Here is a 14141-nt window from a genome sequence, read left to right on the forward strand (position 1 = left end):
CACCCCGATTATCAAACCTAAAAGAAAGGAGCCTAGTAAGTTGATAAATAGTGTAGCTATTGGGAATTTAAAAGAAAACTTCTTATTAATGAATTGACTGACAGAAAAACGAGAGACTGCCCCAAAGAATCCCCCAATCCCCACTAAAAAGACATTAAGCATGCTCATTGGTTCGCTTCCTCCTTTACTGCACGATATCCTAACCGGCTCATAATTAGTCCACCTGATATACTAACAAGTACATAAATAAAGGCTAATAATATTTCATTATTGTGAATTAAAGTCACGGTTTCTACACTTAACGTAGAAAAAGTAGTAAAAGAACCTATGAATCCCGTTCCAATGGCTGCCTTCATATGGTCAGGAATTGTAAATCTTTTTACAAAAACCGTGGTGAACCAGGCTAAAATAAAACTGCCTAATAGGTTGACTGTAAGTGTAGCAAATGGGAAAACCTGACTTTCATCGAACAAAAAAAGCCCAATACTATATCTTAAAATTGCCCCTAAGAAACCTGCTATCCCAATCCATAAGTAAGCCATTAAAAATGCCTCCGAATCTCAACTGAAAAATAATAAACTCCTGCCAGCTAAAATTACTGACAAGAGTCATAAGCCAAATGGCGGTTAAAGGCGAACTCCATCACCTATTCATTATTTAATCATAATATGGCTGAATTTAAAATATAGAGCTCCTTATCACAAAGGAGAGCACGAACTGAATATTCCTATGCGCGTACTCAAAATAAAAAAGGTTTATTTTGTGAGCCTGATTCTAATCATATTTTCATAAATGCAGATCGATAATAGTTTATATATTCCACCAACTTAGCCCTTAAATTACCAAGCCATTCAGGATGACGATCGGACTCCTGAATATCCACCGTCCGCAGTAAGCCAACAAATGTTAAAAAATTATGCATCCGAATAAAATTCGGAAAATCAGCTATTAATTGAGCATCAAGCTGACATTCCTCTTGATATCCATTAATAAATTCTATAACATTCGGATTCTTGGGGCCTGCATCCGTTTTTAGTAATTCCCTTAATGCAAATGCAATATCTGCGACATACCAGTGAGTCATACAATCATCAAAGTCCAATATTCCGATATCATCATTTAACCACCGGTGGTTATCGAGTTCAAAATCGTAATGAATCAAGCCAAAATTTTCATTAGAGATGGGTAATCCTTCAGCCCACTCTTTCAGTTCAGCTAATTCTTTTCTTGCTGCTTCTTCATGTTCTGGCAAAGCTTTTTCGGCTAAAGATAATTGTTCTTGCCAATTCATTCGGCTTTCCCTACACTCCATAGGCATCGCTTTAAAAATTTTATGGAGTCTGCCTAATTGCCTTCCCCATAGATTGAAGTCATTTTGCTGCAAGTCCTCTACTTCAAATTGATCCCCTGCAAGGGCTTCAAATACTACTGCGTGAAACGTGGCAATATCTGTTTCAATTGTTTCAATCAAATTCCCTGTAAGGGACGCTACTGGAAGAGCTACGCGGATAGGCTGATTCCTTAAATATTCAAGGATTTCCATCTCACTCTCTATTTGTGAAAAATCTTTTTCGCTTGAATCGATGAACCTAAGAAAATATGAATTACCGTTCCTTTTAAAAACGAACAAAAAGTTCGCACTTGAACGGAAGTAATACACCGTACCCTTATCATATCCCCATCTCTCCAGAATTTTTTCCGCTAATGGGCTTTTCCATTCATCAGTTACTGTCTCTACCACTTTTACCATTGAACTTAGTTTCATCATAACGTTTTCCTCCAGTTCATTATTTTAGGCTGTTTAGATATTTAATTAATAAGTTCGTATGCAGATTTTTATTTTTCTGCGCACACAAAATATCATGATAGCCATCTAACAAAAAAATAACTGGAATAAAATATTTGCACCTCTGAACATAAAAAGAGCCACGAGATTATTTTCTAACCTCGTGGCTCCTTTTTTTTGCATACTAATAAATATAATTGATTGAATGTCAATTATCCGTATGAGTGAGCGGCAAGCATATTATTCCCAAGGTTATCTTCTTCAAATTAGGCATTGCGACATCTCACTCCCTTCTATTTAATAAGTAAATTATATTTTATTCAGATTGGAAAAGTCAACCATTTCAAAATGACCTTTTTGAAGAAATGAGAGATTGATTGCTAACTGTGATCGATTCAATATGCTTCGCTACTTTTGTACTATAAGTAAAATCACCATAGCAGTATGGATAGCGAAAGTTATTTTTATCCCCACCGCAATCGTAGGTTTGCGGATTTTTTTCCACCTGTATCATCGAAAATTTCTTCGCTAACTCCTCGCTGTGCCTACCGCCATTCTTTGCAATGAAATCAATGTACCCAATCCCCATGTTATAGGACTGAATGACCGTCGGAAAGTCCACTTGCTTTTGATTCCCGTAATTTAAAGCTCTTTGAAAGTATTTGACCCCCTGGTGAATACTTTGTTTAGGATCTTTTATAGCATTGGGTGAAAGTCCCGCGGATTCCGAGGCTTGCATCGGATCTCCGCCTTTACCCTTACTCTCTTGCATCATTAATGCAGCAACCGTGACAGTATGTTCATCAAGGCCTACCTTTTTTAATTCTTCCTGAATATAGGGAGTATATTTCGCCACTTCACCGATTGAACTATTTACCCCGCTGTTTATCTTTAATAAATTTTGATTGGATAAATCTAGGAATCTATCAAGCAGGAAAAATCCAACAAAAACTGATAACAGCAGAATGACAATATTGAAGTTTCTTTGGATTTGTTTCTTCTTTTTGGGTTTCTTAGTGTTGTATTTCATAGTTCTCTCCCAATTTATAAACTCTCTTTTCTCTATTTTATAAAAGAATGGCGGAAAATTACAAGGGACCTGCCGACATTCCAGCAGCTCCCTTGTAAGTGATTATTCTTCATAAATCATTTTCCTTGTCATGCCGCCATCAATAATCAAATTCAGGCCATTGATAAAATCGTTAGCTGGGTCAGCCAGATATAGGCAGGCTTTCGCTATATCCTCTGGCTTTCCTACCCGGTTGGACCAGTGCTGAAGATGATCTTTTTCTCGAAGTTCTTGATAATCTTCTGTCTGAATCCAGCCCGGACTAATGCAGTTAACCGTAATTCCCTTTTCTTGAAGAGATGCTGCCAGTGCATGTGTCAATGCGACAATCCCACCTTTAGAAGAAGCATATGCTTCTGAATTTGGTTCCGACATAGTCGCTCTGGTCGATGCCATATTAATGATCCTTCCTCCTTGGGTCATCCTTTTCGCTGCTTCACGTGACCCTATGAACACACTCCGGAGATTGGTAAAAACGACATCCTCCCATTCCTCAGTTGATAATTCAAATAAAGGCTTAAATCTTGAAACTCCTGCATTATTGATTAAGATATCAATGGTACCAAAATCCTTGAGCACTTTGTCTAAAAGATTGATTATTTCATCTTCTCTCCTTACATCTGTTTGGTAAAATGCTGCTTTCCCTCCAGCGTTTATAATCATTTCAACAACTTCATTACCTTTTTTCTCTTCAAGGTCGGCAATGCAAACATTCGCTCCTTCTTTTCCAAAAGCTTTTGCAATACCGTTGCCAATTCCATTAGAACCACCGGTAATGATGACTGTTTTCCCTGTGAAATTCTGTATCATTCATTTCAACCCCTTCATAAATCTTCTATATATTACTATACCTTTTTTCAAATACACTCAACCTTACTCAATATAAACTTTTGAGGTCTTATGGCATGTAGCAATATTTTCCTTTACAATAATTATAGATAATGCAAATAAGTGTGGTGTAAATTTTGTTTAAAATTATGCTAATCGAAGATGACACATCTTTATTTAATGAAGTCAAGGACCGGCTTACGCAATGGTCGTATGAAGTTTATGGCGTATCAGATTTCGCCAATGTAATGAAGGAATTTGCAACAATTGAACCAGATTTGATTATTATTGATATCCAGTTGCCTAAATTTGATGGCTTCCACTGGTGCCGGATGATTCGTTCCCATTCAAATGTACCGATTATCTTCCTTTCATCACGCGATCACCCTACTGACATGGTAATGTCGATGCAGCTTGGAGCAGATGATTTCGTTCAAAAACCCTTTCACTTTGATGTGCTTATTGCCAAAATCCAGGCAATTCTACGTCGGGTCTATAATTACAGTTCCATCCAAAATAAGCTTAAAATATGGTGCGGAGCCACTATTGATTACGATAAAAACACCATCTCAAATCAAACCGGCTATATTGATTTAACTAAGAATGAGATTTTTATATTAAAATTGCTGATCGAAAAGAAAAACCAAATTGTCACTCGGGATGAGGTTATCAACCGCTTATGGGATGATAAAAGGTTCATCAGTGATAATACTCTTACCGTTAATGTGAACCGTCTTCGAAAAAAATTGGAAGAGATCGGCTTAGGCAATAAAATTATCACCAAAGTCGGACAAGGGTATATGGCCATTGAAGAGGATATCACAAATGTTTAACACTTATTTGAAAGAGCGACGAAGCTGGATTTTTATCTTTTTAATCCTGCAAGGCCTGGTTGTCTTTATCACCTACATAGATTCAGCCATATCCGTCCGCCCTATTCTCTATTATATTTTTTTATCAACTATCATTTTTACCATCTTTCTTGCTTTTCGCTTTATAAAAGAAACGAAATTCTACTTGGCACTAAAGGAACGTGATGTTGATATAGACATTCCCTGTATTCCTGAAGCTGTTTCCCCTTTTGAAGAAATTGTTGCTGAAAGCTTCAATCTTCATACACAAAGACTGAAGAAATCGGCTGATACCAGTGAGATAAAGCTTGAACAGGAAAAGGATGACATGTTGTCCTGGATTCATGAAGTAAAAACTCCTCTTACTGCACTTAGCTTAATGATTGACCGAATCGAGAATCCATCATTGAAAAAAGATATGACATATGAATGGCTGAGAATTCATCTCTTGCTCGATCAGCAGCTTCATCAAAAACGGATTCCTTATATGGATAATGACTTATATATAGAACAAACTTTTTTAGAAGGATTAATTTATTCAGAGATTAAAACGCTGCAATCATGGTGCATTCAAAAAGGGGTCGGCATTGAAGTAGATTTAGAGATCGAAGATGTATTAACTGACGCAAAATGGCTCGCCTTCATATTAAGACAGCTGCTGACAAATGCGATTAAATATAGTGACGCTTCAGATATTATCGTTAGAAGCTTTCAAGTAAACAATCAGACAATCTTGCAAATTGAAGATGCGGGAAGAGGGATTGATCCAAGAGATCTTCATCGCATATTTGATAAAGGTTTCACATCAACTGCCTATCATCATGATAACGCTGCCACCGGGATGGGATTATATCTGGCCAAAAAAGCTGCTAAACCACTAATGATCCAAATCAGTGCAGAGTCTGTCCTTGGCAATGGCACTACTTTTACTCTAACCTTCCCAAAAACGAATGAATTTGTCAGGATAACAGGCATGTGACAAAAATGTCACATGCCTTTGCTGATTGTTCGGTGAATCGAAGGAATCACTTCGTGCATTGATTCTATAATGAAGCTATAAAAGAAAGGATGTGCTGATATGATCGTTTTGGAAGCAAATAAACTCCATAAAACATATGGCAATAAATTTAATAAGCAAGAGGTACTGAAAGGCCTAGATATTAAAATTCACAAAGGAGAGTTTGTCAGCATAATGGGTGCTTCTGGTTCTGGCAAAACGACCTTGTTGAATGTCCTCTCTTCCATTGATACAGTAAGTAAGGGTTCCATTAAAATTGAAGGACAAGAAATTACTGATCTCAAGGAAAAGCAGCTTGCACAATTTCGCAAGAACCATCTAGGATTTATTTTTCAGGAATATAACCTTCTTGATACATTGACAGTAAAGGAAAATATCCTATTACCGTTATCTGTCAGCAAAACGCCGAAAAAAGAAGCGGAACAAAAATTCGACCTGGTAGCATGTGAACTCGGCATTTCTGATATTAAAAATAAATATCCAAATGAAATATCCGGCGGTCAAAAACAGCGTACCTCAGCCGCACGAGCCTTCATTCACGAACCAAGCATCATTTTCGCTGATGAACCGACAGGCGCCCTTGATTCCAAGTCGGCTTCTGACCTGCTGAATAAGCTGAGCGAATTAAATCTAAAATTAAAGGCTACTATCGTCATGGTCACTCACGATCCTGTAGCAGCTAGTTACTGCAGCCGTGTCATCTTTATCAAGGACGGACAAATATACACAGAATTAAATAAAGGTGACCAATCAAGGCAGGCGTTCTTCCAAGATATAATGAAAACCCAAGGTGTGCTGGGCGGTGTCCAAAATGAACTTTAATCAGCTCATGCTGCGAAATCTCAAAAAGAATATTAAAAATTATTACTTGTATGTATTTACGCTTGTATTCAGCGTCGCTCTATATTTCGCTTTTGTCACACTTCAATATGATCCAGCATTGGATCAAACAAATGATGGAATAAAAGGAGCAGCTTCCATAAAGGCAGCTTCCGTTTTGCTCGTGGCCATTGTATCCATTTTTCTAATGTATGCCAACAATATATTCATCAAAAGAAGAAGCAAAGAGATCGGCTTATTTCAATTGGTTGGAATGACTAAGAACAAGATTTTCCGCATTCTTAGTGCCGAAAATTTCATCCTTTACTATAGTTCTTTAATCATTGGAGTTTTCCTTGGCTTTTCAGCCTCTAAGCTAATGATTATGATTTTGTTTAAGATTACACAGGTTGACGGAATCGCAACTCTTCATTTCTCTGGGACAGCATTTGTTCAAACACTGATTGTATTTTCAGTTATCTATGTAATTATCATGCTGTTGAACTATTTTTTCATTAAAAGACAAAGCATTTTATCTTTGTTCAGACTCATTTCATCTGCTGAAGGCAAAATGAAGAAGGTATCTGTCTGGGAGATGTTGATTGGAATCTTAGGTGTTGCTCTTATCAGTTCTGGATATTATGTTTCCTCCTTGTTATTTGAAGGAGATTTTACAACGATGAATGAACTGTTCCTGGCTATGGTATTCATATTGGCTTCAGTAATTATCGGGACCTACCTTTTATATAAAGCATCAGTCAGTTTCATTGCCAATTTGATTAGAAAAAAGAAGAATGGTTATTTAAATATAAATGAAGTATTATCGCTGTCTTCAATCATGTTCCGGATGAAATCAAACGCTGTTTTATTAACTGTTATCACGACCGTATCAGCGCTGGCAATCGGTTTATTATCATTAAGCTACATCTCCTATTATTCAGCTGAAAAGATGGCGATCAATAATGTTCCGGCTAATTTCGCGTTTGCAAATACCAAATCTGCTGAGGATTTTAAAGCCGTTTTAGTGTCGGATGATATCGCTTTTAGTGAAAATAGAATTGAAGTTCTTCAAGCGTTAATGAACGCTGAGGAAATCATCGGTTTAAAAATGGAGGACTATACCCAGGACCCAGAATCAATGAGTGTTTCTGTTATTAGCGAAAGGTCTGTTAATTATGATGTAGCAGAAGACGAGGCTTATTTAACAGGTTACAGTGATATTATGATGAAGTTCATATCGATGAGGGAGTCGGGCCCAATTGATATAAAAGGAAAAACAAATGCCATCCCATTGAATTATATTGGCATGAAAAAGGAATATCCTGTTTCAAGGTATTTTGGCAGTTCTCCAGTAGCAGTCGTTGATCAAAAAGTATTTAATACCTTAAAGGAAGATTTGAATCCTTCCATACAATATGAATCATCCATTTATATAGGTATTAATATTAAGGATGAAAAGAATCTTGAAAATGTGAATAGATTGTTTAATGATCTGAAGTTAGGTGAAGTGGATGGAAATGAATCCAGACTTGATTTAACAAATCAACAAAAAAGCCAAATGGGCCTAATCATGTTCATAGTAGGCTTCCTTGGGTTGACCTTTTTGGTCACGTCGGGCTGCATCCTATATTTTAAACAAATGGATCAAAGCGAGGATGAAAAGCCCAACTATACGATATTACGAAAACTTGGATTTACAAAGGGAGATTTGCTTAAAGGCATCCAGGCGAAACAAACCTTTAATTTTGGCATCCCTTTAGTGATTGGCCTGATGCATAGTTATTTTGCAGTGAAATCTGGGTGGTTCTTTTTTGGCACAGAATTATGGTGGCCAATGCTGATTGTCATGGTACTTTACACAGCACTTTACTCGATTTTTGGTGTACTTTCCGTGCTCTATTCTAAGAAGATTATCAATAATTCACTCTAGTGTAATCTTAAAAGCCAGACTGCTCCTGCAGCCTGGCTTTCTATTTTATTTTTCTGGATCAGTCGATACTTGCCAAGCAACGCCGAATTGATCTGTCAGCTGGCCATAGGCGGGGCTCCAGAACGTTTCTTGAAGAGGCATTGTTACCTCTCCGCCATCCTGCAGCTTATCAAATATTTCTTTAGCCTTCTCTGTGCTGCTGACCATAAGGGCAACTGTCACGTGGGATCCTAGCTGATAAGGCTGGCCTGGCATGTTATCAGAAAGCATTAAAAGGGAGTCACCAATTTTTATTTGAGCATTCATTACAAGATTTTTCATTTCAGGAGTAGTGGGTTGATTAGGACCTTCTGGCATATCACCAAAAGTAGAAAGACTAATCACTTCTGCTCCTAATGCATGCTGATAGAATTTCACTGCTTCTTGACCGTTGCCATTCGTAACTAGATAAGGGACAATTCCTGTAACCATGACAGCACCTCTTCGCTTTTTATAGAACTTATGTTCGTTTTTATTTTACTATATATTTCCTAATACAACAATAAATTATTTTGCCCTTTAAAAATAAAAATATAAAAAAACTTTTATCAATTTATTTTTATAATTTGGAACAAGATGTTGGACATAAAATTTTTAGTAAATAACATAATATCCTTATTCAATTTTTCAAACTCTTTCGTACAGCTGCAAAACCCCAAAATTATCATAAATTACCTTTTAATATGAATCAGTTAACGCAAAAAAAGAGTATAAAACCTGTTCGGTTTCATACTCTTTTTTTATTTTCATTTTTAGTGTTGTTCTAATAATGCTTTCACACGAGCTACTACATTGTTCACAGAGAAGCCATACTCTTCCATGATTTTTTCACCCGGTGCTGATGCTCCAAATGTATCGATGGCTAATACTTCACCTTCATCGCCTACATAGCGGTGCCAGCCAAGTGAAGATCCCATTTCGATTCCAAGGCGTTTCTTCACTGATTTAGGAATGACACTTTCCTTATATTCCTTAGACTGCTGCTCGAAACGATCCCATGAAGGCATGCTGACAACTGAGACATTAATGCCTTCAGAAGCAAGTGCTTCTTGAGCCTGAACAGCAAGGCCTACTTCTGAACCAGCTGCAAGAAGCATTGCATCTGCTGTTTCTTTTCCTGCAGGTGAAATTACGTATGCACCTTTTGATACGCCTTCATAAGCATTCTTAGCAGTATCTTTAATGGTAGGAAGGTTTTGGCGAGTCAACACAAGCACAGTTGGCGTTTTTGTTGATTCAACAGCTATTTTCCAAGCCGCTGCAGTTTCATTTCCATCAGCAGGACGGATCACTGACAGGTTTGGCATTGCGCGAAGACCAGCAAGTTGTTCAACTGGTTCATGTGTTGGTCCGTCTTCTCCTACTGCAATGCTGTCATGTGTGAATACATATGTCACAGGCAATCCCATTAATGCTGCAAGTCTGATTGCAGGCTTGAGGTAATCGGAGAATACGAAGAATGTTCCGCCGAATACTTTTAATCCGCCATGAAGAGCCATTCCGTTCATTGCTGCTCCCATCGCGAATTCACGCACTCCGAACCAGATGTTGCGGCCTTCGAATGAACCTGGGAAGAAATCGCTTGTTCCTTTGATCATCGTCTTGTTAGATCCAGCAAGGTCAGCAGATCCACCAACTAGATAAGGAAGGTTTTTTGCGATGCCGTTAAGAGCTTCGCCTGAAGATGCGCGACTTGCAAGACTCTTTCCGTCTTCATACACCGGAATGTCCTTATCCCAACCTTCTACAAGCTCAGCATTCATTGCTTTTTCCAGCTGTGCACCAAGTTCAGGGTATTCACTCTTGTATTTAGCGAAAAGTTCATTCCATTCCTGCTCAGTTTGTTCACCCTTATCAGCAATTTGCTGTTTAAAGTGGTCATACACTTCGCTAGGGACATGGAAGTCTTCTTCGAAAGTCCATTTGTATGCTTCTTTAGTAAGCTTAAGTTCGTCAGCGCCCAGAGGTGCACCGTGAACATCAGATTTACCAGATAGGTTAGGTGAACCATAACCGATTACTGTTTTAACTTCAATTAATGTAGGACGATTCTCATCTGTCTTTGCTTCTTCCAGTGCTTTAGCGATTTCTTCAAGGTTGTTGCCATCTTCTACACGAATATACTGCCATCCATATGCTTTAAAACGGTCAGCAACACTTTCAGAGAATGACTTATTTAAATCTCCATCCAATGAAATGTCGTTCGAATCATACATAACGACCAATCTGCCTAATTTAAGGTGAGCTGCAAGAGATGCTGCTTCTGCTGATACACCTTCCATTAAGTCCCCATCGCCGCAAATGCTATATGTATAGTGGTCAACGATGTTATAGTTGTCCTTATTGTATACAGCTGCAAGGTGGCGTTCTGCCATTGCCATACCTACTGCCATAGCAACCCCTTGTCCTAGTGGACCTGTCGTTGCATCGACTCCTGCTGTGTGGCCAAACTCAGGGTGGCCTGGTGTTTTGCTGCCCCACTGACGGAATTGCTTAACGTCATCCATTGTAAGGTCATAACCTGCAAGGTGCAACAAGCTGTATAACAACATAGATCCGTGACCTGCAGATAATACAAAACGGTCACGGTTAAACCATTCAGGATTTTTAGGGTTGATGTTCATGTAACGTGTCCAAAGTGTGTATGCCATCGGAGCTGCTCCCATTGGCATGCCAGGGTGTCCGGAATTCGCCTTTTCAATTGCGTCAATCGATAAAGTACGAATTGAATCAATTGAAAGCATATCAATTTTATTAAACATTAAATACATCCTTTCTATAAGTACTGACTACAATCTTAATATTATAGCGAGAATAATTATTATACAACAAATTGTGCCTGAAGGAGACAGAAAAGGCCGTATAGTTATTTATTTTGACACAAATGCCTTAAAGTTATGTAACAGAACCCACACAGTTACACTGTTTAACATACTGTTCTTACTGCCTTTAAAAAAGAAAAAGGATACAAATAATATGTATCCCTTTGAATGACCTCTATTAATGAAGCTTATTTTTATTTTGAAATTCTTTTAACTTACCAGGAGTAACATCATTCCCAGCTGGATCAACAATGGTTACACCTTTTAATGTATTAAGCATGGAAGAACGAAAGGATTGCAGATATTCTGCACGAAGCTTCGTTTGTTCCTTTGCCTCTTCGTCAGTCAACTTTGATGCTTTTGCTTTTCGTGCCAATTCATTAATTCTGGCAATTTTATCACTAGATAGCATTGGTAAAGCTCCTTTGTAAAAAAGTTACGTTAACAGTCATGTTACTAGAAACAGGCGATTTTTACAAGGAAGGAGATTCCTCATCGATAGACTCTATGTATTCCAGGTATCTGCGATTAACAGTTGCTTTTGAAACATTGAATCCAAATCCTCTTAATGTTGCTGCAATCTCGGCAAAGGTAAGACCATTATTCCTGAGCTTGACAATCTCTTCGATTGGCATATCTTTCCGTTCTCTCCCAGAATGATCACCTTGATTTTTCAAGTTCCGCTGAGGCTTATATCCGTGCTCAATAGCCCTCTGCATCCCTCTTTTAATTTTTATATTGTGGATTTTTCTTTGATATTCTTCGACCATGCTCACAATTTGAAGCACCATCGAATCTGATTCTGAAAGCTGAAGCTCACCATTGTGCGAAATACTGTATAGCTTAATTTCTTCTTTTAATACGCAGTGTAGAATGGCGACCTTAGCATTTCCTCTGCCAAGACGGGTTTCATCCTGAATCAAAAGAGCTCCGATTGTTTTATCTTTTATAAGTTCGAGAAGTTCCAATATACCTTCTCTTTCAAGATCATATCCGCTTGCCTGTTCCTTAATGATTCTTTCTACCTCGAAGCCGCAGCTGTCAGCAAGGCGGATCAGTTCCTCCTCCTGCCTCGTCAATGAGGTTTCCTGTGTTTCTTTAGTCGTACTTACGCGGCAATAAATAATTGCTTTCATGATGTCACCTTATTTCGCTTTGCTTAATTTATCTTTCTGCTCCTGCAATCTGTGTAGGCTCTAATTGTTCAGCCATCACAGGGATGACAAGTTCATCGCCAGGATAGATTACTTCGCCTGCTATTCCATTTTTTTTCTGAACCCAGCTAACGAACTCGTTTTCTGAAAGATTATGTTCATCTGCATATGTTTCGGCAATCTCCCATAACGATTGCCCTTCTTCTATAGTAACAGTTATGTAAGCATCGTCGGTATTATTTAAATGAGCTTTCGCCACAAGCGAAAAAATCAAGCTGACAGCAAGCAGGATGATGGCATAGGAATAGTTTTCCCAAAGTTTTTTCATGTTCAGCACCTCTTAGCGAATGTATGTTCGTTTATTTGATTTTATTATAAAACGAACATTTGTTTCCTGTCAACTAAATATTCGAACTTATGTTTGTATCTCAATATAGTACATGGTATAATAAGGACAAGAAATTATACGAGGTGCGTGAATATGACGAAGTTATCGAAACGGCAACAAGACATATTTGAGTTCATTAAAGGTGAAGTCAAGAAAAAAGGATATCCACCATCCGTACGCGAAATTGGCGAAGCGGTTGGCCTTGCCTCCAGCTCCACTGTCCATGGACATTTAGCTAGACTTGAAAGCAAGGGCTTGATCAGACGCGATCCTACAAAGCCGCGTGCTATCGAAATCCTTGAAATAGAAGATGATAGCCGTATCCCTAAATATAATGTTGTCAACGTACCGGTCGTTGGTAAAGTAACTGCGGGTATGCCGATTACGGCAATCGAAAATGTTGAAGAGTACTTCCCTCTTCCTGATCGTCTAGTCCCTCATGATGAGCAAGTGTTCATGCTTGAAATCATGGGAGACAGTATGATTGAAGCCGGTATCCTTGATGGCGATTATGTCATCGTTAAGCAGCAGAAAACAGCCAATAATGGGGATATCGTTGTTGCGATGACAGAAGAAGACGAAGCAACAGTTAAGCGGTTCTTCAAGGAAAAGGATTATTTCAGGCTTCAGCCAGAAAACTCATCCATGGATCCTATTATTCTCCGGAACGTTTCAATCCTGGGCAAAGTGATCGGAGTATACCGTCATATGCATTAAAAAAAGCAAGCGGCATTCCGCTTGCTTTTTTTAATATGAATCTATTAAAATGAGGTGTTTTTCCAATAATGGCAACTTCTGATTCTCCATAAATCCTGTCAATTGCAGATTAGCCTCTTCATTATTCTTCTGTTTTATCCTGATGTTTTACACCTTTACTCTTATAAGGCTTGGCGCTTTTAGCTTTATTCGCGCTTGATTGCCATCTGTTCCATCCCTTTTTACCTGTACCTCGGCCTGTTCCGCCTTTACTCTTCGCTTTACTCATTTTTATACACTCCTTCATTCTAATTCCCGTATTTATGCTGCATGTATTTATTACTATTGTCCGCTACAACGATTTTATGTCCCAATGCCTCTTCAGGTATACTTTTTACTTAAAATATAAGGTCTCTCCCTGTGAGAGTAGCACATTTTGCGATAAAGTAGGCAGAACCCCTAGCATCTTGTCCTTGATTACATAACATATTGTATCAACAAAGGAAGGAGTTGAAACAAATGGGATGCAACCGAAATAACAACGATGTTTCTAATGTTTTTTTCCCTAACCGGGATAGGGACCGTAACCAAGTAAAAGCAACAATTGACTTTGATGATCTTTGCCGTGCAGTTCGCCGTTGTATTATCGAGGACTTAGAAGGAATTCAGGATGATCGTGATCGTGATGATCGTGACGATCGCGATCACCGCCGCCACAGAAGATGTGGATGCTTGTTTTAA

At 38.3% G+C, this 14141-nt stretch carries 17 protein-coding genes and 1 riboswitch; of the genes, 6 read left to right on the plus strand and 11 right to left on the minus strand.

The genetic code is table 11. The features are described 5' to 3' along the window. The 5 genes from V7201_RS14255 to V7201_RS14275 all read right to left on the minus strand — a co-directional run. Positions 1 to 168, minus strand: a 168-nt coding sequence (locus V7201_RS14255; RefSeq protein ID WP_335377510.1) for a fluoride efflux transporter FluC, incomplete at its 3' end; no start/stop codon positions are given. Continuing rightward, complete coding sequence (crcB, locus tag V7201_RS14260; RefSeq protein WP_335377411.1) at positions 165 to 542, minus strand: fluoride efflux transporter CrcB; 378 nt, start codon at positions 540 to 542, stop codon at positions 165 to 167. The genes V7201_RS14255 and crcB, both read right to left, overlap by 4 nt. Positions 543 to 595: 53 nt before the next feature. Beyond that, positions 596 to 656: riboswitch (Fluoride riboswitch) on the minus strand. A gap of 122 nt (positions 657 to 778) precedes the next feature. Beyond that, positions 779 to 1768, minus strand: a complete 990-nt coding sequence (locus tag V7201_RS14265; protein ID WP_335377412.1) for a phosphotransferase enzyme family protein — start codon at positions 1766 to 1768, stop codon at positions 779 to 781. Between the two features lie 361 nt (positions 1769 to 2129). Further along, positions 2130 to 2816: a lysozyme family protein gene (locus tag V7201_RS14270; RefSeq protein ID WP_335377413.1), complete on the minus strand. Its 687-nt coding sequence runs from the start codon at positions 2814 to 2816 to the stop codon at positions 2130 to 2132. A gap of 102 nt (positions 2817 to 2918) precedes the next feature. Next, positions 2919 to 3665 carry an SDR family NAD(P)-dependent oxidoreductase gene (locus V7201_RS14275; RefSeq protein ID WP_335377414.1) on the minus strand — a complete coding sequence of 249 codons (747 nt, stop codon included), beginning with the start codon at positions 3663 to 3665 and terminating at the stop codon, positions 2919 to 2921. Positions 3666 to 3820: 155 nt separating this feature from the next. On the opposite strand from V7201_RS14275, the gene V7201_RS14280 reads away from it, so the two are divergent. From V7201_RS14280 to V7201_RS14295, 4 genes are all read left to right on the plus strand, one after another. Continuing rightward, on the plus strand, positions 3821 to 4516 hold the full coding sequence (locus V7201_RS14280; RefSeq protein WP_335377415.1) for a response regulator transcription factor: 696 nt from the start codon (positions 3821 to 3823) through the stop codon (positions 4514 to 4516). Beyond that, the gene (locus tag V7201_RS14285) at positions 4509 to 5513 is read left to right on the plus strand and encodes a sensor histidine kinase (protein ID WP_335377416.1); all 1005 of its coding nucleotides are present in this window, start codon (positions 4509 to 4511) and stop codon (positions 5511 to 5513) included. The genes V7201_RS14280 and V7201_RS14285 overlap by 8 nt, the downstream gene beginning before the upstream one ends. Positions 5514 to 5612: 99 nt before the next feature. Then, positions 5613 to 6374: an ABC transporter ATP-binding protein gene (locus V7201_RS14290; protein ID WP_335377417.1), complete on the plus strand. Its 762-nt coding sequence runs from the start codon at positions 5613 to 5615 to the stop codon at positions 6372 to 6374. Then, on the plus strand, positions 6364 to 8301 hold the full coding sequence (locus V7201_RS14295; RefSeq protein ID WP_335377418.1) for an ABC transporter permease: 1938 nt from the start codon (positions 6364 to 6366) through the stop codon (positions 8299 to 8301). The genes V7201_RS14290 and V7201_RS14295 overlap by 11 nt, the downstream gene beginning before the upstream one ends. A gap of 45 nt (positions 8302 to 8346) precedes the next feature. Here V7201_RS14295 and V7201_RS14300 read toward each other — a convergent pair whose 3' ends face one another. The 5 genes from V7201_RS14300 to yneA all read right to left on the minus strand — a co-directional run bounded on the left by V7201_RS14300 (position 8347) and on the right by yneA (position 12644). Then, positions 8347 to 8772 (minus strand): VOC family protein, encoded by a 426-nt coding sequence (locus tag V7201_RS14300; protein ID WP_335377419.1) that lies wholly within the window; start codon positions 8770 to 8772, stop codon positions 8347 to 8349. Positions 8773 to 9092: 320 nt separating this feature from the next. Further along, complete coding sequence (tkt, locus tag V7201_RS14305; RefSeq protein WP_335377420.1) at positions 9093 to 11102, minus strand: transketolase; 2010 nt, start codon at positions 11100 to 11102, stop codon at positions 9093 to 9095. 238 nt (positions 11103 to 11340) lie between these two features. Next, positions 11341 to 11574 (minus strand): DUF896 domain-containing protein, encoded by a 234-nt coding sequence (locus V7201_RS14310; RefSeq protein WP_335377421.1) that lies wholly within the window; start codon positions 11572 to 11574, stop codon positions 11341 to 11343. 61 nt (positions 11575 to 11635) lie between these two features. Next, positions 11636 to 12298 (minus strand): YneB family resolvase-like protein, encoded by a 663-nt coding sequence (locus V7201_RS14315; protein WP_335377422.1) that lies wholly within the window; start codon positions 12296 to 12298, stop codon positions 11636 to 11638. Positions 12299 to 12326: 28 nt separating this feature from the next. Next, positions 12327 to 12644 carry a cell division suppressor protein YneA gene (gene yneA / locus V7201_RS14320; RefSeq protein ID WP_335377423.1) on the minus strand — a complete coding sequence of 106 codons (318 nt, stop codon included), beginning with the start codon at positions 12642 to 12644 and terminating at the stop codon, positions 12327 to 12329. Between the two features lie 153 nt (positions 12645 to 12797). On the opposite strand from yneA, the gene lexA reads away from it, so the two are divergent. Next, positions 12798 to 13421, plus strand: a complete 624-nt coding sequence (lexA, locus tag V7201_RS14325; protein WP_335377424.1) for a transcriptional repressor LexA — start codon at positions 12798 to 12800, stop codon at positions 13419 to 13421. A gap of 121 nt (positions 13422 to 13542) precedes the next feature. On the opposite strand, the gene V7201_RS14330 is transcribed toward lexA, so the two are convergent. After that, the gene (locus V7201_RS14330; protein WP_207498161.1) at positions 13543 to 13689 is read right to left on the minus strand and encodes a DUF3934 family protein; all 147 of its coding nucleotides are present in this window, start codon (positions 13687 to 13689) and stop codon (positions 13543 to 13545) included. A gap of 230 nt (positions 13690 to 13919) precedes the next feature. Here V7201_RS14330 and V7201_RS14335 point away from each other — a divergent pair, with 230 nt between their 5' ends. Continuing rightward, on the plus strand, positions 13920 to 14141 hold the full coding sequence (locus V7201_RS14335; RefSeq protein WP_335377425.1) for a hypothetical protein: 222 nt from the start codon (positions 13920 to 13922) through the stop codon (positions 14139 to 14141).

Origin of the sequence: Bacillus sp. JJ1122 (assembly GCF_036964885.1) — a bacterium.
Classification (GTDB): Bacteria; Bacillota; Bacilli; order Bacillales; family Cytobacillaceae; genus Mesobacillus.